Source organism: Rhodococcus sp. NPDC056506, assembly GCF_042794945.1.
Taxonomy (GTDB): Bacteria; Actinomycetota; Actinomycetes; order Mycobacteriales; family Mycobacteriaceae; genus Rhodococcus_F.
In genome coordinates, this window is the sequence record NZ_JBHTSW010000001.1 from 243,351 (window position 1) to 260,681 (window position 17,331).

Sequence of the window (17,331 nt, forward strand, 5' to 3'; positions counted from 1 at the left end):
GTGCCGACGGCTCCGACTCGAGTGGTTACTCTCGTCGTCGTGCCCGAAACACCTGCAAGTCACCAGCACGAACCCCACGTCCCGCTGCCCGTCGAGATTCCTGTCACGACGGACATCGCCGACGACGCGATGGACCTGAAAACGCAGATCGTCCGGTTCGTCGCGACGGGTGGGCTGTCGGCGGTCGTGGACTACGGGCTGTACGTGCTGCTCCTGGCGCTCGGCTTGCCGCGCGTCGCCGCAAAATCGCTGAGCTTCGTCGCGGGCACCACGACGGCGTACCTCATTAATCGCCGGTGGACGTTCAAGGCCGAGCCTTCGCGGGCCCGCTTCATCGCAGTAGTTGCGCTGTACGCGGTCACTTTTGCGGTCCAGGTCGGACTCAACGAAGTGATGGTCCATATCTTCGACGAACACTGGTGGCGGACACCGCTGGCGTTCGTCATCGCGCAGGGCACCGCGACGGTCATCAACTTCATCGTTCAGCGGGCAGTGATCTTCAAGATCAAATAACGGTTCGGGGTGGATTAGCGCTTTCGTCCGGTTTCTCGAGAGAGAATCGAGCCCATGATCATCGTTCTCGATTCTTCGGCCCTGACCAGGGGCGCACGGTTCGACACCGCCATCGCCGACGCGCGCGCACTCGGACACCGCGTCGTCGTGCCGCGATTGGTCGTACTCGAGGTTGCGAGCCGCTACCGCGAGGAATCGGCGGAGATGATCGCGGCCCTGAGCGTCCAGGCGCGCATGTACGACCGACTGGGATTGCGGCGCGACCTCACGAGGTTTGTCGACGCGGCTCACGACAAGGCCGACGGCTACGTCGACGACGTGGTCGAAGGCCTCGTGGCGATCGGCGTCGAAGTGGTCGATCCAGTCGACGTTTCGCATCTCGAGGTGGCCGAGAGGGCGATCTCGCTGCGTCGGCCCTATACCGACAAGAAGAAGCGAGACGGTTACCCGGCGACCCTGAACTGGCTGACCGTGCTCGATCTCGCCGACCGGAACCCGGGCGTCGACGTGATCTGGGTCAGCTCCGACGCACGGGCATACGGCGACGGCGAAGACGGGGTCTGGCATGGCGATCTCGCGCGTGAACTGGCGGCGCGCGGTCTTGAATATCGGATCCGGTGGGCGTCGGACATCCCGGTGATCGACGGACCGGTTCAGGTGGAGGAAGTCGCTGAGCCGACCCCCGAGGCCCAGGTTGTTCAGGGTTTTGTGGAGCCGGAAGCGGTGGTTCCCGCAGAGATTCCCGAACCCGTGGCTCCCGCAGAGGTTCCCGAACCCGCGGCACCGGCAGTAGCTCCCGCACCCAAGCCCGTTCAGCGCGCAGCGCGAACGAGAGTTGCGCCTCAGCGCATAGAACCCGCTCCGAAAGCTCAGTCCGGCGGATTGCGCGGTCTGGGCAAGGTCATCGGCGGGCGGAAACGAAAGGTCACGATCGTCGACGATCTCGACGAAGTCGACCTCTTCGGTGCCTGATCGCTTCTAATCTGGACAGATGTCTCTGTTGCCGACTGTCAGTCGCAGGACCGGAACTCGATACGGCAGGCCGAGTATCGAATCGCAGGTCCTCTACAACGCGTGCCGATGGATGCTTCGGCCCGTGGTCGGGATCGCCCCGCTGACGCCTGGCGCGATGCGCCGCGCCGCAGTTCTGGACTCGGCCGCGGGTGTACGCATTCCGTCCGGGATCGATCGGGAAGCGATTCGCTTTCCGGGTTTCGACGGTGAACTCGTCCGGACGGCAGGCTCTACGGCTGATCTGCGCGACGGTGTCGTTCTCTACCTGCACGGCGGCGGGTTCATGTGCTGCGGGCTCAACACGCATCGGCCGGTTGTTGCCGGCATCGCCAAGCGAACCGGCCTTCCGGTCCTGCACGTCGCGTATCGGCAGTTGCCGAAGACGAGTATCAACGGGTCCGTCGACGACTGCCTGGATGCGTACCGATGGCTCCTCGAACAGGGAGCCTTGCCGGAAAAGGTTGTCTTCGTTGGTGATTCGGCCGGAGGTTTCCTGGTTTTCGCGACGGCGCTTGCAGCTGTTTCCGCGGGACTCGAGGTTCCGGCCGGTCTTGTCGGGCTCTCACCGCTCCTTGATCTCGATTGCACCACCAAATCGGTCCATGCCAACGCTCGACGCGACGTGATCGCCCCGGTGTCGGCATTGATGGCGATCGGAAAGCTTGGCGGACAGACGAACTCGCCCGTCGACGGTGATCTGGCCGCGCTGCCGCCGTCGTTGCTGATCGCCGCCGAATCCGAGGTGCTCAGAGTCGATTCGGAGGTGATGGCGCAGCGGCTCGCTGCCGCGGGGGTGCCGTGCTCGCTGCAGATCTGGAACGGCCAGGTTCACGCGTTTCCCGCCGTCTGGCCTGGCTTGCCGGAGAGCCGGGCGGCGCTACGTGACGTTGCCAGGTTCATTCGCACCAGGCTGGATGCTGTCCCGCCCCAGGAGTCACGGGCGCAGTGACGCGACAACTGCCCGTGCGAGGGCGTCGGGAGATCCAGGGGCGAAGGGCAGAAAGAGTTCGGGCTCGATCAATTCCACTTCCATGAGCAGTGGTTGATCCACTGGTCCCACGACGTCTACACGCGCATAAAGCAATTCGCCGGGTCTGCACGGAGCTGCGGCCAGTGCCGCGTCCGCCAACGCGAGTTCGGCGGTGGACGGTTCGTGGAGGTGGTTGGTTCCGCCGTGGTATTCCTGCACGCGGAAGTCGTTGTCGGCCGGGATCTTCCGGACCGCATGGGAGTAGCGTCCGCCGATGTGGGTGATCGAGCGCTCGCCGTCGACGACGTCCGAGATGAAGGGCTGGACCAATGCGTCGTTGCCGCTCTCGAGGATGGAGCTGAGGTGAGCGTGGGCCTGTGCGGACCCGGCGGCAAATTTTCCCACTCCGACAGCGCCGGCGGACACCGCAGGCTTGACGATGACGTCGTCACTCTCGAACGAAGGGAGGGTGAGTGTTTCGCTCTTTCCGGCAGTGATCACAGCGGTGGGGACGATGGGGACGCCGGCCGCGGCAAGTTCGGTCAGGTATCCCTTGTGGGCGTTCCACTTCACGATCGAGAGCGGATTGGCGATCGGAGCGGTCAGCTGATCGAGAACGGCGAGAAACTCCTCGAGGCGCTGCGTGTAGTCCCACGTCGACCGGATCAGAACCAGGTCGGCGTCGATGCCGTGGAGGGACGGACTCGACCACGGAGCCATTGTCGACGCAACGCCGTAGGTGGTGAGAGCTTCCATGACGAGTTTGCTTTCGACATCCGCCTCGCGGGCGGCGCCGTCACAGGTGAGCATGAGAACCGTGGTCATGCCACGATGCTTTCACGGCTAGCGCCTTTGGAGGCTAGCGAGGTGGACCCTCGTCGAGGACCAGGGAACCGGTTCCGGGCTGCCCCGTTGCGTCCACCCACGTCAGCGCGACGGTGTCGCCGGGGCGGTGCGAGCTCATCGCCGCATTGAGGTCCGCGGACGACGCGATCCGGCTGCCCCCGAACTCCGTGATGACCGCACCTTTGGTGAGCCCCACTCGTTCGGCCGGTGAATCGAAGCTCACGGCAACAACTTCCGCGCCGGGCGGCATTTCAGCGTGGTCCTTCACCGCGACGCCCAGTACGGGTGTCGGTCCCACGCGCACGGTTTCGGACGATCGGCCACCGAGCACCTGCTCGACGATCGGTAGTGCCGTGTCGATCGGTATCGCGTAGGACTGAGGCGCCGGCGAGGTTTCGGTGCGGTCGGTGACGGCGTTGCCCGCGCTGCTGACGCCGATCAGCTCGCCGACAGCGTTGACCAGCGGGCCACCGGAATCGCCCGGCCGGATATCCGCGTCCACCTCGATGAGGCCCTTCAACTGGTTTCGCGATCCGTCGGACACGTTGCGGGTGTTGACGGTGACACCGAGATTGGTGACGACGCCGGGAGCCGGGACGGGTACTCCGCCACCTTCGGCATTTCCGATAGCGGTGACGGCATCCCCACGAGCGGCTTCCGCGGACTTGCCGACCACTGCCACCGGCAGATCGGTGGCGCCCGCGAGGCGCAGGACGGCAAGGTCGCTGACGCTGTCGTAACCGAGGATCTCGGCGTCGTAGATCAGTCCGTTGGACATGCTGACGGCGGTGACGTCCGAGGCTCCGCTGATGACGTGGTGATTCGTCAGCACCACTCCGTCAGCGGAGAGCACGATCCCGGTTCCTGCGGTGGTGGTGAATCCGGCCGGCGCGGTGATGGTGACGATGGTGGGGACCACCCGGGCGGCGAGCTCCTCCGGGGAGAGCGGAACAACCGGCGCGGGTGGGGTGGTCGTGATGACCGTGACGGGGGCGGACTCGATTGTGCCTGGAGTCAGTGGTGGGGCGACCAGCGCGAGACCGCCGAGTCCGGCTGCGAGAACGACGGCCGTCCACAGGCCGCGTCTGCTCGCACGTTTGGTCATCCAGCCGTCCGTCCCGCCGGTCGTCATCCCATCGAGTGTGAAAGCTGAAGATTACCCAACCGCCAACGATCAAGACATGCGATGGCGCAACAACATGTAGACACCGCGACGCATGAACGAGGTGGCGAGTGCGCGAGCATCGCCGATTCGGACGTCCATCGCCGAGATCAGGGTCGGATCCGATTCCCGGAGATCTTTGTGGAATGCCGCTGCCTGGCGTGCCTGATCTTTGGCCAGACGAACACTCCACTGTCCGGCATTGACCCGGAAGGACGCGAGCGGCTTGGCGATCGCATAAACGTCGCCCTGCAATGCGACTGCGGTGTAGGTGGCTTCGTCGATGACGTAGGGGTTGGTGTCGTCCCACCAACCGATTGCCTTGAGAGCGGACCGCTTCATGAGCACACATCCGGGCTCGCCGAAGATGTTCGCTCCTGCCGTCACCGTCTTGCGGGCTGCGTCGCGCCCGGTGACCAGTCCCTTCAACCCTGCAAGTCCGCGCGCGGAAAGGATGGTCTTTCCGTTTGCATCAACCAGTTTGCGTTGCGAGGCTACGAGTACAACCGATGGGTGCTCGTCGAATGCCGCGACCTGTTCCGCCAGGCACTCGGGGTAGATGGTGTCGTCACCGCATACGAGTTTCAGGAGCTCGCCGTTCGCGGCTTCGCTGACCCGGTCCCAGTTTCGCTTCGCTCCGCCGCCGGCTTCGGTCGACAAGATCTCGATTCGCGGATCGTCGGCGTACCGGGCTAGGACCTTGACGGTGTCGTCGGTCGACGAATGATCCGAGATGATCAATTCGAAGTCCTGATAGGTCTGATTCAGGATCGAGTCGATCGTCTCGGCAATGTAGTCGGCATTGTTGTAGGCCGGGACGACGACGGAAACACGCGGAGTCATGAGGTGCCTGTTCTCTTGTTTCGACTGAACGAGAAATCGCGGTAACCGAAGAAACTTGCCGTTGCGGTTACTGCTGTGATGACGAGTTGTGACGGGATGGGCGGAAAGTGCAAGACCGAGACGGCGACGGTCATCAGCGCGAGGTTGATCACGAAGGCGCCGAAGTTGACGACGACGAATCGCCAGAAGTCGCGCAGGAAGTGACCGCGAACTTCGAAGACCAGGTAGCGGTACATCGCAAAAGCACACAGCAGGTTGCAGACGTATCCGGCAACGATCGCGAAGTGGTAGCCGAACTGATCGCCGAGCGCGATCTGCCAGGCAATGAACCAGGCAGTTCCGAGAACTGTGTTGACTCCACCGACGAGCAGAAACGCAAGGGCCTGATTCTTGACGACGCGCATCAACGGACCCGGCCTGCCGTCCATTCCGGCGGGGGGTGTTGCAGTCGAATCCGGTGAAGCCATCAGCCTTCGCCGAACATGGGCAGCAGCCCGGCTGACACGGCATCTTGAAGCGACGGTGCTGCTGTGTCCTTTGCCGACAGCGTGATGTTCAAGGGCTCCCCGCCACGACCCACTGTGGGCCAGTCGATCGCGATGTCGGGATCGAGGGGATGAACCTCGTGCTCGCGTTCGGGGGCGTATCCCGTCGAGCACAGGTAGACCACCGTCGAGTTGTCCTCGAGGGAAATGAAGGCGTGCCCCAGCCCCTCGGACAGAAAGATCGCTCTGCGGTCGACATCGTCGAGAAGGACCGAATCCCACTGGCCGAAGGTCGGCGATCCGACGCGTAGGTCGACGGCGATGTCGAGGATCGCGCCTTTGGCACACGTGACGTATTTGGCCTGGCCGGGAGGGACGTCGGCAAAATGGATGCCGCGTAGGACACCGGCAGCGGAGACCGAACAATTGGCCTGCTGAAGGTCGAGCGTGCGGCCGGTGATTTCGGAGAATCCGGGTTCGCGGAACCATTCGAGGAAGACTCCGCGGTCGTCGCCGAACTGCTTGGGCGTGAATTCCCAGGCGCCGGGAACCTTCAATTCGCGATACTGGCTCATCACGTGAGTGTCTGCCATGTCACCAGTCCTTGCCGCGGTCGAGAAGTTCGAGAAGGTATTTTCCGTATCCGGATTTCAGGAGCTTTTCAGCCCGAATGCGTAGCTCGTCGTCGGTGATGAATCCGTGTCGCCAGGCAACTTCTTCGGGCGCGCCGATTTTGAGTCCCTGACGCTCCTCGATCGTGCGAACGTAGTTCGACGCGTCGAGAAGCGAATCGAAAGTTCCGGTGTCGAGCCACGCGGTGCCGCGAGGAAGTACTTCGACCTGGAGGCGACCAGCTTCGAGATATGCACGGTTGACGTCCGTGATCTCGTATTCGCCGCGTGCCGATGGTTCGAGGTCTTTGGCGATGGCGACGACGTCGTTGTCGTAAAAATACAATCCGGGCACCGAGTAATTCGAGCGCGGGTTTGTCGGCTTCTCCTCCAGCGAGACGGCTTTGCCCTCGCGGTCGAACTCGATGACTCCGTAGGCCGTGGGGTCGGAAACCCAGTACGCGAAGACGGCGCCGCCGTCGATGTTCTCGAAGCGCGTGAGCTTACTGCCCAGACCCGGGCCGTAGAAGATGTTGTCACCGAGGACCAGCGCCGCGGATTCGGAGCCGATATGGCCGGCGCCGAGTACAAATGCTTGTGCGAGACCGTTCGGCTCGTGCTGGATCTGGTAGGTCAGGTCGACGCCGAACTGGGAGCCGTCGCCGAGCAACCGCTGGAACTGCGGTGCGTCGTCTTCTGTGGTGATGATCAAGATGTCGCGGATCCCGGCCAGCATCAGGGTGCTGAGCGGGTAGTAGATCATCGGTTTGTCGTAGACGGGGACCAGCTGTTTGCTCACGCCGAGCGTGATGGGGTGCAACCTCGACCCCGTGCCGCCCGCCAGAATGATTCCGCGCATGCCTCGAAGTGTTCCAGTGTTCGCTGGAGAAACAAATCTCGGGCGCACGGTATCGTGCGTGGCCGGTAGGTTGATCGGTTCGATTCGGTGATCGTGGAGGCGCAAACGTGAGAGTTCTCGTGACTGGCGGGGCAGGCTTCATCGGCGCCAATTTCGTCCATCAGACGGTTGCGGAGCGTCCTGACGCCGAGGTCACGGTGCTCGACGCGTTGACCTATGCAGGCAACAAGTCTTCGCTCGATTCGATAGCCGACCGCATCACGTTTGTTCACGGCGACATCACCGACGCATCTCTCGTCGATGAACTGGTGGGCGCCGCGGACGTCGTCGTTCATTTTGCCGCCGAGTCGCACAACGACAATTCGCTCGCTGATCCGTGGCCGTTCGTGCAGACCAACATCGTGGGAACGTTCACGCTGCTGCAGGCTGTGCGCAAGCACGATGTCAGGTATCACCACATTTCCACCGACGAAGTGTACGGAGATCTCGAACTGGGCGATCCGGACCGTTTCACGGAGTCCACGGCGTACAACCCGTCGAGCCCCTACTCGTCGACCAAGGCATCGAGCGACATGTTGGTGCGCGCGTGGACGCGTTCGTTCGGCGTCCGGGCGACCCTGTCGAACTGTTCGAACAATTACGGCCCGTATCAACATGTCGAGAAGTTCATCCCGCGTCAGATCACCAATGTTCTCGCCGGATTGCGTCCCAAGTTGTACGGCGACGGTTTGAACGTCCGTGACTGGATTCATGTCGACGACCACAACAGCGCGGTCTGGGCGATCATCGACGGTGGCCGGATCGGTCAGACCTACCTGATCGGCGCCGACGGTGAGGTGAACAACCGAACCGTCATGGAGACGATTCTGCAGATATTGGGTCGCGGCGCCGACGAGTTCGATTTTGTCACCGATCGCCCGGGTCACGACGTGAGGTACGCGATCGATTCGAGTCTGCTCCGGGAAGAACTGGGCTGGTCACCTCGCTACGAGGACTTCCGCAGTGGTCTGGAAGCAACAATCGACTGGTACCGCGACAACGAAGCGTGGTGGCGTCCGCAGAAGGACGCAACCGAGCAGGCATACGTGGCCGCGGGGGAGAAGACGACCTCCTAGCGTGCAGCCAGATTACGACGGATGGAGTCGAGGGTCGACGCTATTCCGGCAGGCAACGGGCGATGTGTGCGCTGGTCCAGATCAGTCCACACGGTCGATCGCAGCCTCAGGTCGCGGGCTTGCGCCGAGGCGAGTGGAGAACTGGCGAGCACCACGTTCGGGCGTTTTCTGAATACCGTGTGGCAGGCGCCGAGGATCGCTCCGATGGTGACGCTGCGTCCGGACGCGTAGATCTTGGTGATCGTTGATTCCGGCGATATTTCCGCTCGAGTAAAGCTGTCGACCACCATTTCGGCGGCATCGGAGACGTAGATGTAGTCCCGAAGCGTGTCCATGGGGACATAGATCGAAATGGGCATCGACAGTAGATAGCCCCGGCACAGATGCGAAATCAGGCCTTGGGGTTTCGCGAGATTCTGACCCGGACCATATAGATTCGCGAATCTTCCTATGACAGTACGGTTTCCGCTTCTGGAGCCGAATTCGTGAACAATCGATTCGGCATCGAGCTTTGCTCGCCCGTAGTCGGCCAGTGGTCTGGTGGCGCTTGTTTCGGTGTGCGGTGCGCCAGGAGCCCCGGCGTAGACGCCGCCGGCGGACGATGCGTGGAAGACGGTCCCGATGCCGGCACCTGCGGTCCTCAATTCGTCCAGGACGTCCTTCATGAGTTGGTTCTCGCGAGCGAACTCGTCACTGCTCGTACCGTTCACACCTGCGCCGGCGCACCACGCCATTCGCCACGGGCCACCGGCTGCGTCCGTAACCAGTTTTCTGGCATCGGCGAACAGGATTTCCCTGGCCAGAGTGGGTTCGCCCCACGGGACGCGGCTGGTGCGAATATCGGCCCCACGGCGATCGAGTTCGCGGGCCACAGAGCTGCCGAGGAGGCCGCCGCTGCCGACTACCCACGTGGGGACATTCATTGCTACGCGGGTGGCTCGGTGGCGTTCCGGCGCCCCAATGGGCCTGCCGCGGGGTCGCTGACGATGAGATACGGCGGCTTTCCCATTGCTGTCTTGACCGCGACACCGATGTATTCGGCGATCACACCCAACGAGAAGAGCACTGCCCCGAAACCGAACAGCATCACGATCATCGTCGACGCCCATCCACGTACCTCGACGCCGGCGTCGAAGAACACGTACGACGCCAACACGTAGAGGACGATGACGAGGCCACCGACGGCAAACAGGAAACCGATCAGGCTGACCATGCGAAGGCCTTTGGTGCCGCTGGAGAGCACCATTCGCCAGAAATGCGACAGCAGGCTTCTGAGATGGTATCCAGATGCGCGTCCGCGTTCCTCACGCAGTTGAACCGGACTGGTGGTGACTTCGCCGGCGATCCAGCCGAGCGCCACGTCGAGATATGCCTCGGATCCGGCGTATGCGGCGACCGACCGTCCGACCTCGCCGAGGACGAGGCGGAAGCTTTGATACTTCACGGAGTTCTCGGACGAGAGAATCTTGGTGGTCAGCCATTTCGACGACTTCGACGCCGCGTTCCGTAGCGCTCCGTGGGGTGCCGCGTTCACTGGTTGCGCGTAGACGAGGGTGGCTTGTTGGTCCAGTGCAGTGTCGAGGAGTCCACCGATGTCCGCCGGGTTGTGCTGGCCGTCCTCGTCCATGGTGACGACCCATTCGCCCCCACTCGATGCCATTCCCGCCAGTGTTGCCGGGTGTTGGCCGAAGTTGCGTGAGAGCCAGATGGGTCGGATGAAGTCGTGTTGTTTCGCCAGTTCACGGATGACGGCAGCTGATCCGTCCGGACCGTGGTCGAAGACGAGAAGGACTTCTTCGACGACCAGCGGTCGCCCGCCGGGAGTGGTCTGCGTTTTCGTCAGGGGGAGTATCTCGTCGATGAGGGCATTGAGAGTGCGTTCGCCCTGGTAAACCGGCACGACGACGGAAATTCGGTGCGGTTGCACCGACTCGGGTGTGCCATCGGTCTTCACAGGCGGGGAGTGTATACGTCGCCGGGGGTCGGCTTCTCGGCGTGGGGGCGTACGTGTCGGCGAATCGTGTAGTTATGATCCGGATCACTCGACGAAAGTGAGTCCCGGTGGCCGAGTTCGAAGATCACACCAACGATCGACGCAAGAACAATCGCGAGAACACCGGCGTTCCGGGGAGAGCCGACATGGCTGACGTCGGTGACACCACCGACACCGAGTACACCGCGAGGTTGCGGGAGCTACAAGGCGCCAGATGGAAGCGCGTCCTGAATGTCCAAGCGCCCTATCAGTGGAATATCAGACGATTCCTCGGTGGCCGGAGAGTCCTCGATGTCGGCTGCGGAATCGGCCGGAATCTGCGTAATCTTCCCCCTGGCAGCGTCGGGGTGGACCACAACGAACATTCGGTGGAGTTCTGCCGATCGCTCGGTTTCGAGGCGTACTCGTCGGCGAAATTTCACGCCGATAGCGATCCGCGAACCTTCGACGGAATGCTGATGGCGCATCTCCTCGAGCACCTTCCGGCGGGCGAAGCTTCCGGCATCGTCGCCGAGTATCTTCCTTTCCTTGAACCGGGCGCGACAGTCATGCTGATCTGCCCTCAGGAGCGTGGCTTCGCCAGCGATCCCACGCACACCGTCTTCCTCGACGGCGTCGACCTCGAAAAGATCTGTGCGGACAACGGTCTTGTCGTCAGGCGCTCGCTGTCGTTCCCCTTTCCTCGGTGGATGGGGAAGCCGTTCATCTACAACGAGTCCGTGGTGATCGCGGAGGTTCCGTCCAGGCTCTGACGCCTGTCGCGGTAGTAGATCACGGAGAGACCGGCGAGGAGAACGAGTCCGAAGCCCATTCCGACGAAGCCGATCCGCTGTCCTGGAGACCGGAAGTTGATCACGAGTTCGGCGTTGTCCGTGCCTGGCGGCAGATCGACGTAGAGGTACGTTCCGCCGAGACCTTTGGTGGGGATGGGTTCGCCGTCGAGGGTCGCGGTGTAGCCCGGCCATGCCAACCGTGCGAAGACGACGCTGCCACCGCCCGGTGAGCTGACTCGTACACGCTCGCTCTTGACGCTCATGTACTCGGACCGTGCGTCGGCATTGACCGTTGCGGACACCCGGCCCGGTTGACCGGAGATCGGGCCGGCGTCGCGTTCGAGGATGTAGATCTGTTCTTGGGCGACCTCGGGCACGTCTGCCCAGTGCCATCCGGGCGGGGCGGGCTCGTTGTCGGCGCCCGGGTACTGCTTGCGCTGAAGGACGACGCGGTCGAGCAGCATCAGGTCTGCGCTGGTTCTGCCGGTGTATTCGTCCGGCCTGAACACATTTCGATAAGCGTCGTCGCAGGTCGAACCGTCGAATCCCATACACAACAGTGATGCGAAGTCGGCGTGGCCGACGGGGGTGTACGCGTTCACGTAGTCGAGATCGAGGACCTTCGCGTAGTTTCCGTACACCTGCGAAGTCCACGGTAGTTCTGTCGTTTCGGCATCGATTCGGATCAGCGCGCGATTGCCGAGCTGAAGGGTCGTGCCCGGGAAATCCGGAAAGTTCGCCTTGGCTTCGGATTGGCTGGTCGGCAGGTACCACTTGTTCAGTGCCTGCGGATACGCGATCACTTGATAAAGGGTCACCGGAGCGATGGTGAGAATCAGTAGACCAGCGATCGCCGGGGCTCCGTACCTACGGCCGAGGTAGATGGCGAGTGCTCCGACGGCGATGATCACGACAGCCCAGGTGAGATGTCGGATGAAGTACTGCGGACCCGAAGAACTGGCGCGAATCATCAAGACGAACACGATCAACGCTGCAGCGGTGACGCGGGATCGCAGCTTGTCCAAAGTCCCGAATCGACTGAGCAGCACACCGAGCAACACCAGGGAGAACACCGCGACGAAGGGAAGCAGCCGTGCCGGCCACCGAATCTGACCGATGTCGCTGGGACCCGCGGTGAACAGCAGAATGAACGCCAGCAGCAGCAGCGGGGTTACCAAATCGCGCAGCGACCCCTGTGCTTTCCGCCAGCCGATGAAGGCCAGCGCCGGTATCGCGAACCACGCGATGTACGTGATCGGTGCGTAGGTCGTCTCACCTGTCCAGGACTCGATGCTCGAGACCGACGACGGAATGCTCGCTGTGAGCGTTTCTGACCACGGAGCGGTCAGGAAGTTGTCGTTGAACGTGCCTTCTTCGCCGGTGCGCCAGGTGACCGCAGAGGAGAGCAGGCCGGGCAGAAATGTGATGGCTCCGCAGGCGGCGGCCGCGATGCCGACAAGACCGAGCTTCACCGTTGTCCGCCATTGCGGACTGCGGATGTATTCGCCCAGCATCAGTGCCCCGACGGTCACTCCGGCCATCAATGCCGCGTGGACGTAGCCGACGCTGATCGCGAGGTAGAGGAAGACGAACACCGGTATCGGCCCCGACCGGCCGCGGGCATAGCGAATGCCGCTTGCCCATGCCTGCACCACCCACGCCATTCCGATCACCGACGTAACCCACGACGGGTACTCGAAATACAGAGTGAAACCGGCAAAGGGAACTGCGCTTCCGGCGACGGCCGCCCAATAAGGGCGAGCTCCGTATTCGAGACAGACTCGATAGACGCCCCACCCGAGGATGATCGCGAATGCCAGCTTGACCAGCGTGGCCAGTAGAGCGAGATTGTCGACGGACGGTGCGATGTAGTTGATGAAGATCTGTACCGGGTTCCACAGCCCACCCTGGCCTTCGACCGGATAGTTTCCCGCCATCCATTGATCCAGGACCAGCGACGGGAATTGACCCTCTCTCATCAGATGGCCCAGCTGAACCCAGTTGCCGACAGCACCGGATTCGGTGTCGTCGACGTAGAAGTAACGAGGGTCCACTGTGACGATCGCCAAGAATGCGAGGCACACGACTGCTGGGATCACAGCGCCCCAGCTCCAGCGTTCCCGACGGGTGGGAGCGGGTAGTTCGAGTGTCAAGGGATCTCCAGGTCGCACGGGTGGATGCACCAGAGACAGTAGCCGAGGCCGTGTTTTCGAGTTTCGGGGGCAATTCCACCTCGGATACCCTGCGAGTGACAGGTACAGCTTTTTCAAGATTCACGGTAGGAGTCATATGCCCGAGCAGGTAAAGGTGGGGGTGCCGGAGAACGGGCAGGTCAAGGCTCACCGTTTGGTGGTCCAGCGCGGCGTGTTCGTCGGGATGTCGCCGATAGTCAACGACGACCTGTACGTCGAGTTCCGGAAAGGCTCCGGTGAGCGGACACGGCACCGAGTTGCTCTCGACAAGGGCGCGCGGATCAGCACCAACACCTACTTCGGGCGTTTCGCCGCCAGCTACTGGCAGCGGTGGACGACTGTCACCGAGGTCGAGGCATCGCTGCGAATCGAGAGCGAGGGCCGGTTCCGCGTCCGGATGGTCGCTTCGGATATCGCCGGGCATCGCCGTATCCTCGAAACACGCGACGGATCGGGGTCTTCGGAGGTCGCATTGACCTCACCGTTGGACAAGTTCGTCGACGGCGGCGCCCTGTGGCTCGAGGTGGATTCCCTCGACGCTCCGATGGCGATCGAGAACTTGGAATGGACCGTGGCAGCTCCGGAGACGGTTCGCCCGGTCTCGGTGGCGATCTGCACCTTCAATCGGGCCGACGATTGCGCCGAGACGGTTGCTGCGCTGGCCTCCGACGCTACCGTGCGTGCCCTCATCAGTTCGGTGTATGTCGTCGATCAGGGTAACGACTTGGTGAAAGATCGGGCGCGCTTCGTCGAGGCGGCAGACAAGCTCGGCGACAAGTTGCAGTATCTTCAGCAGCCGAATCTCGGTGGAGCAGGCGGCTTTTCACGCGGATTGTTCGAGGCGACGTCCACGGGGGTGGATGTCGCCGACGTCATCCTGATGGATGACGACATTCTGTGTGAGCCGGAAACAGTGTTGCGCCTCAATGCCTTTGCCAATATGACGGTGGAACCGACTTTGGTGGGTGCGCAGATGATGTATCTGCTCAATCCCGATTTTCTCAATGTCGGCGCAGAAGACGTGGATCTGAAGACCCTCCACCACGGGCAGCGAGTGCCCAAGGCCCTCATCAACACGAGCATGCTCAAGAAGCGCCAAGAGCGTCGAGTCGACGCGGGATACAACGCCTGGTGGACGTGCCTGATCCCCGCCGAAGTTGTCGAAGCCATCGGATTGCCCGTTCCGATCTTCTTCCAGTGGGATGATGTGGAGTACGGAATCCGCGCTCGGAAAGCGGGATTCGTCACCGTCACGTTGCCCAACGCTGCCGTGTGGCATGCCGACTTCTACTGGAAGGACTTCGACGACTGGGCGCGCTACTTCAGTACGCGCAACTCGCTCGTCGTCGGGTCACTGCACAGCGACCTTGACACCAAGGGACTCTCACGTCAGTTCTTCCGTCAGATCTCCGAATTCCTCGTCGGAATGCAATACGGCCTGGCATTCACGACGCTCAAGGGCATCGAGGACTACCTCGACGGTCCGGAGGCGTTGCGGGACGGCGGCATCGAGGCGATGGCAAGTATCCGCGCCGGCCGAGCGCAATATGCGGAGACGATCAAACACGACGCTGCCACGGCTCCGGTTCCCTCGAACGAACTCCACACCGAGCGCGCCGGCGGCGAACCGAGCCTGATGCGAGTGATCCTGGCCAAGCGTGCGGTGGACCAGTGGTTGGGTCGCACCCGCGGCGGACTGATCAATATCCCGCGCGAAGACGCGCATTGGTGGCACATCTCGCGGTTCGACCATGTTGTCGTCACCGATGCTTCGCAATCGGGGGTACGCATCCGGCAGAGAGACAAGGCTACGGCGCGCGCTCTCCTTGTCCGAACGGTCAAGCTACTGCGTCGGTTCCAGAAGGAAGCCCCTGCCGTGTCGGCGAAGTACCGTGCTGCGATGCCGGAACTCACGAGTCGAGAGAACTGGGCACGTCTTTACGAGAAGTGATTCTCAGCTGGTGATCTCGACGATGACCTGCTCGTTGGCGACGGTGTACCCGAGATATTCGAACGAGATGCCGGTGCGTGTGACCAACTCCGTCCACGCCCGGTACTCGTGCTGCTTCCATCCGGGATAGTTGAAGAACTCGTCGAAGACGACAATCGACCCGGGTACCAGTCGGTCGCCGAGGAGATCGAGCACCGTCTTGGTGGACGAGTAGAGGTCGGCGTCGAGGTGCAGGAACGCAACGGGGCCGGGTTCGTCGTTCAGGAACGAGGGCAAGGTGTCCTCGAAGAGGCCCGGAACAAGTTGCGCCCCTAGGACTTCGGGGATGGATTCCTGAGCGAACTCGCCGGTCGGGAACCCGGTCCGCCACGTCTCAGGAAGGCCGGAGAACACGTCGAAACCCGCGACGGTTCCGTCACGCTCGGTGAATGCCTCCGAGACGATCCTGAGTGTGGTTCCGCTGGCAACGCCGAATTCGAGTGCCATACCGGGTATTTCGATCAAACTCAGGGCATGGCGAAGCGTGTCGTGCGGGTGGCCGAATGTCTCCGCGACTCGAAGGTGCTCGAGGATGAACTTCGCAGTCGACGCTGTCGCTTCCAGGTCCACGGCGTAGGCCAGATCCCGTCGCTGACGAAATTCCAGCTCGTCGATCCTGGACCGGAGGCCCGCGATGTCACCGCGGGCCCCGGCCAGTTCCTCACGTGAGAGCGTCAGCGCATCGAGGATCTGTTGCGTGCGATCTCCGTTGCGCCGGTCGGCGGCCTCGACCACCTCGGATACCGCACGCTGAAGCTTGGTTCTGGCGCTTGAACGGAACCGCTCGAACATGGCAACCTCTCGTCGGGATCACCCCCATGCTGCCAGGATTCGTTCGCTACCGTTCGCGACCGCGGTAGTGACTCTTGAGTTGTCGGGAGATCACTTTGATCTCCCGCGTCCTCTCTGCCTGCAGACGAGCATCGCTTCGCGCAGCATTCCACGCGTTCTCTCGCTGTAGTTTCCGGTAGCTCGCGAGTCTTCGCTCATCGATATCGCCGCGCCCGAGTGCGCCCAGGACTGCGCATCCCGGCTCGGAGTTGTGTGCGCAATCGGAGAACCGGCACTCTGCAATCAGCTCCTCGATCTCGGGGAACGCCTTGTCGATCCCCTCTGCCGTGTTCCACATCCCAACCCCTCGCAGGCCGGGTGTGTCGATCAGCGTCCGACCGCCGGAGAAGGGGATCAACTCTCTGGTGACGGTGGTGTGGCGTCCCTTTCCGTCGCCGGCCCGAACGCGACCGGTCTCGAGTCGGTTGTTTCCGGTGGTTTCTGTGGGGAGCGCTGTGTCGGCGAGGAGGGCGTTCGCGAGCGTCGACTTACCGGCGCCGGATGGACCGAGTATCGCCACGGTGCCGTCCAGAACTGCATCGAGTACATCCATTCCTTCGTTGGTCTCGGCACTGACGGCCAGCACTGTTGCGCCGGGCGCAACAGCAGAGACCTCGGCGAGAGTGTCGGAGATATAGTGAGCTGCATCAGATTTGGTAAGTGCGACGACAGGTGTCGCGCCGCTCTCCCACGTGAGTGCGAGTAGCCGTTCGATGCGCCCGAGATCGACGTCGCCGTCCGAAGCCGTGGCGATGACGACGGTGTCGACATTGGCCGCCAGAATCTGGCCTTCCGATTTTCCGGATGCCGAGGATCGGACGATACTGCTCGATCGGGGGAGTATCGAAGTGACCGTGTGCATTTCGGGCTCGCGTGAGTCCGGCACGTCGACCACGGACACCCAGTCGCCCGTGCAGAGCGGATCGCTGCCGCTGAGTGCGCGGACGGTGCCTTCGGCGGTGGCCACGTCACACCGTCCGCGGTCGACGCGAAGAACGCGCCCGGGTGCGGAGTCCGGTGAGGCAAGGGTAGTGAATTTATTCGAGAGTGTTGCGTTCCAACCGTATTCGGTCAGGGGCGTGCGGTTTTCCGACATGGTGAGTGTGTCCTCGAGTATGAAGAAGTGTGAATGTT

The 17,331-nt window shown here is 62.5% G+C and carries 17 protein-coding genes; 6 read left to right on the plus strand and 11 right to left on the minus strand.

Features of this window, described 5'->3' with window-relative positions; translation table 11 throughout:
• The first annotated feature begins 39 nt into the window (after positions 1 to 39).
• From ACFQ6H_RS01040 to ACFQ6H_RS01050, 3 genes are read left to right on the plus strand one after another with little or no spacing between them, the layout of a single operon-like run.
• Positions 40 to 513, plus strand: coding sequence for a GtrA family protein (locus ACFQ6H_RS01040; RefSeq protein WP_378540775.1), 474 nt, complete (start codon positions 40 to 42; stop codon positions 511 to 513).
• 54 nt (positions 514 to 567) lie between these two features.
• Entirely contained in the window at positions 568 to 1,485 is a 918-nt protein-coding gene (locus ACFQ6H_RS01045; protein WP_378642843.1) for a PIN domain-containing protein, read from the plus strand.
• 19 nt (positions 1,486 to 1,504) lie between these two features.
• Entirely contained in the window at positions 1,505 to 2,476 is a 972-nt protein-coding gene (locus ACFQ6H_RS01050) for an alpha/beta hydrolase (protein ID WP_378642847.1), read from the plus strand.
• Here ACFQ6H_RS01050 and ACFQ6H_RS01055 read toward each other — a convergent pair.
• The 6 genes from ACFQ6H_RS01055 to rfbA are packed head-to-tail and all read right to left on the minus strand — an operon-like array spanning position 2,462 to position 7,303.
• Positions 2,462 to 3,322: a RimK family alpha-L-glutamate ligase gene (locus ACFQ6H_RS01055; protein WP_378642851.1), complete on the minus strand. Its 861-nt coding sequence runs from the start codon at positions 3,320 to 3,322 to the stop codon at positions 2,462 to 2,464. The genes ACFQ6H_RS01050 and ACFQ6H_RS01055 overlap by 15 nt on opposite strands.
• Positions 3,323 to 3,356: 34 nt before the next feature.
• Entirely contained in the window at positions 3,357 to 4,475 is a 1,119-nt protein-coding gene (locus ACFQ6H_RS01060) for a S1C family serine protease (RefSeq protein WP_378642854.1), read from the minus strand.
• Positions 4,476 to 4,517: 42 nt separating this feature from the next.
• Entirely contained in the window at positions 4,518 to 5,348 is an 831-nt protein-coding gene (locus ACFQ6H_RS01065) for a glycosyltransferase family 2 protein (protein ID WP_378445564.1), read from the minus strand.
• Positions 5,345 to 5,815, minus strand: coding sequence for a GtrA family protein (locus ACFQ6H_RS01070; RefSeq protein WP_378445565.1), 471 nt, complete (start codon positions 5,813 to 5,815; stop codon positions 5,345 to 5,347). Before ACFQ6H_RS01070 ends, ACFQ6H_RS01065 begins: the two co-directional genes overlap by 4 nt.
• Positions 5,815 to 6,426 carry a dTDP-4-dehydrorhamnose 3,5-epimerase family protein gene (locus ACFQ6H_RS01075; protein WP_378536577.1) on the minus strand — a complete coding sequence of 204 codons (612 nt, stop codon included), beginning with the start codon at positions 6,424 to 6,426 and terminating at the stop codon, positions 5,815 to 5,817. The genes ACFQ6H_RS01070 and ACFQ6H_RS01075 overlap by 1 nt, the downstream gene beginning before the upstream one ends.
• A gap of 1 nt (position 6,427) precedes the next feature.
• Positions 6,428 to 7,303 carry a glucose-1-phosphate thymidylyltransferase RfbA gene (rfbA, locus tag ACFQ6H_RS01080; protein ID WP_378445567.1) on the minus strand — a complete coding sequence of 292 codons (876 nt, stop codon included), beginning with the start codon at positions 7,301 to 7,303 and terminating at the stop codon, positions 6,428 to 6,430.
• A 107-nt stretch (positions 7,304 to 7,410) separates the two neighbouring features.
• Between rfbA and rfbB the strand changes: the two genes are divergently transcribed.
• Complete coding sequence (gene rfbB / locus ACFQ6H_RS01085; RefSeq protein ID WP_378536582.1) at positions 7,411 to 8,418, plus strand: dTDP-glucose 4,6-dehydratase; 1,008 nt, start codon at positions 7,411 to 7,413, stop codon at positions 8,416 to 8,418.
• Here rfbB and ACFQ6H_RS01090 read toward each other — a convergent pair.
• Together ACFQ6H_RS01090 and ACFQ6H_RS01095 are read right to left on the minus strand one after the other, a co-directional pair.
• On the minus strand, positions 8,415 to 9,341 hold the full coding sequence (locus ACFQ6H_RS01090) for an NAD-dependent epimerase/dehydratase family protein (RefSeq protein WP_378642858.1): 927 nt from the start codon (positions 9,339 to 9,341) through the stop codon (positions 8,415 to 8,417). The two genes, rfbB and ACFQ6H_RS01090, sit on opposite strands and share 4 nt — an antisense overlap.
• A 2-nt stretch (positions 9,342 to 9,343) precedes the next feature.
• On the minus strand, positions 9,344 to 10,372 hold the full coding sequence (locus ACFQ6H_RS01095) for a glycosyltransferase (RefSeq protein WP_378642862.1): 1,029 nt from the start codon (positions 10,370 to 10,372) through the stop codon (positions 9,344 to 9,346).
• Between the two features lie 107 nt (positions 10,373 to 10,479).
• Between ACFQ6H_RS01095 and ACFQ6H_RS01100 the strand changes: the two genes are divergently transcribed.
• Complete coding sequence (locus tag ACFQ6H_RS01100) at positions 10,480 to 11,163, plus strand: class I SAM-dependent methyltransferase (protein ID WP_378642867.1); 684 nt, start codon at positions 10,480 to 10,482, stop codon at positions 11,161 to 11,163.
• Here the strand turns inward: ACFQ6H_RS01100 and ACFQ6H_RS01105 are convergent.
• Positions 11,118 to 13,337, minus strand: coding sequence for a hypothetical protein (locus ACFQ6H_RS01105; protein ID WP_378642871.1), 2,220 nt, complete (start codon positions 13,335 to 13,337; stop codon positions 11,118 to 11,120). The genes ACFQ6H_RS01100 and ACFQ6H_RS01105 overlap by 46 nt on opposite strands.
• A gap of 136 nt (positions 13,338 to 13,473) precedes the next feature.
• Between ACFQ6H_RS01105 and ACFQ6H_RS01110 the strand changes: the two genes are divergently transcribed.
• Complete coding sequence (locus ACFQ6H_RS01110; protein WP_378642876.1) at positions 13,474 to 15,327, plus strand: glycosyltransferase; 1,854 nt, start codon at positions 13,474 to 13,476, stop codon at positions 15,325 to 15,327.
• A 3-nt stretch (positions 15,328 to 15,330) separates the two neighbouring features.
• On the opposite strand, the gene ACFQ6H_RS01115 is transcribed toward ACFQ6H_RS01110, so the two are convergent.
• The gene (locus ACFQ6H_RS01115) at positions 15,331 to 16,158 is read right to left on the minus strand and encodes a TylF/MycF/NovP-related O-methyltransferase (RefSeq protein WP_378642879.1); all 828 of its coding nucleotides are present in this window, start codon (positions 16,156 to 16,158) and stop codon (positions 15,331 to 15,333) included.
• Between the two features lie 46 nt (positions 16,159 to 16,204).
• Positions 16,205 to 17,293, minus strand: a complete 1,089-nt coding sequence (gene rsgA, locus ACFQ6H_RS01120; RefSeq protein WP_378642883.1) for a ribosome small subunit-dependent GTPase A — start codon at positions 17,291 to 17,293, stop codon at positions 16,205 to 16,207.
• Between the last annotated feature and the right edge of the window lie 38 nt (positions 17,294 to 17,331).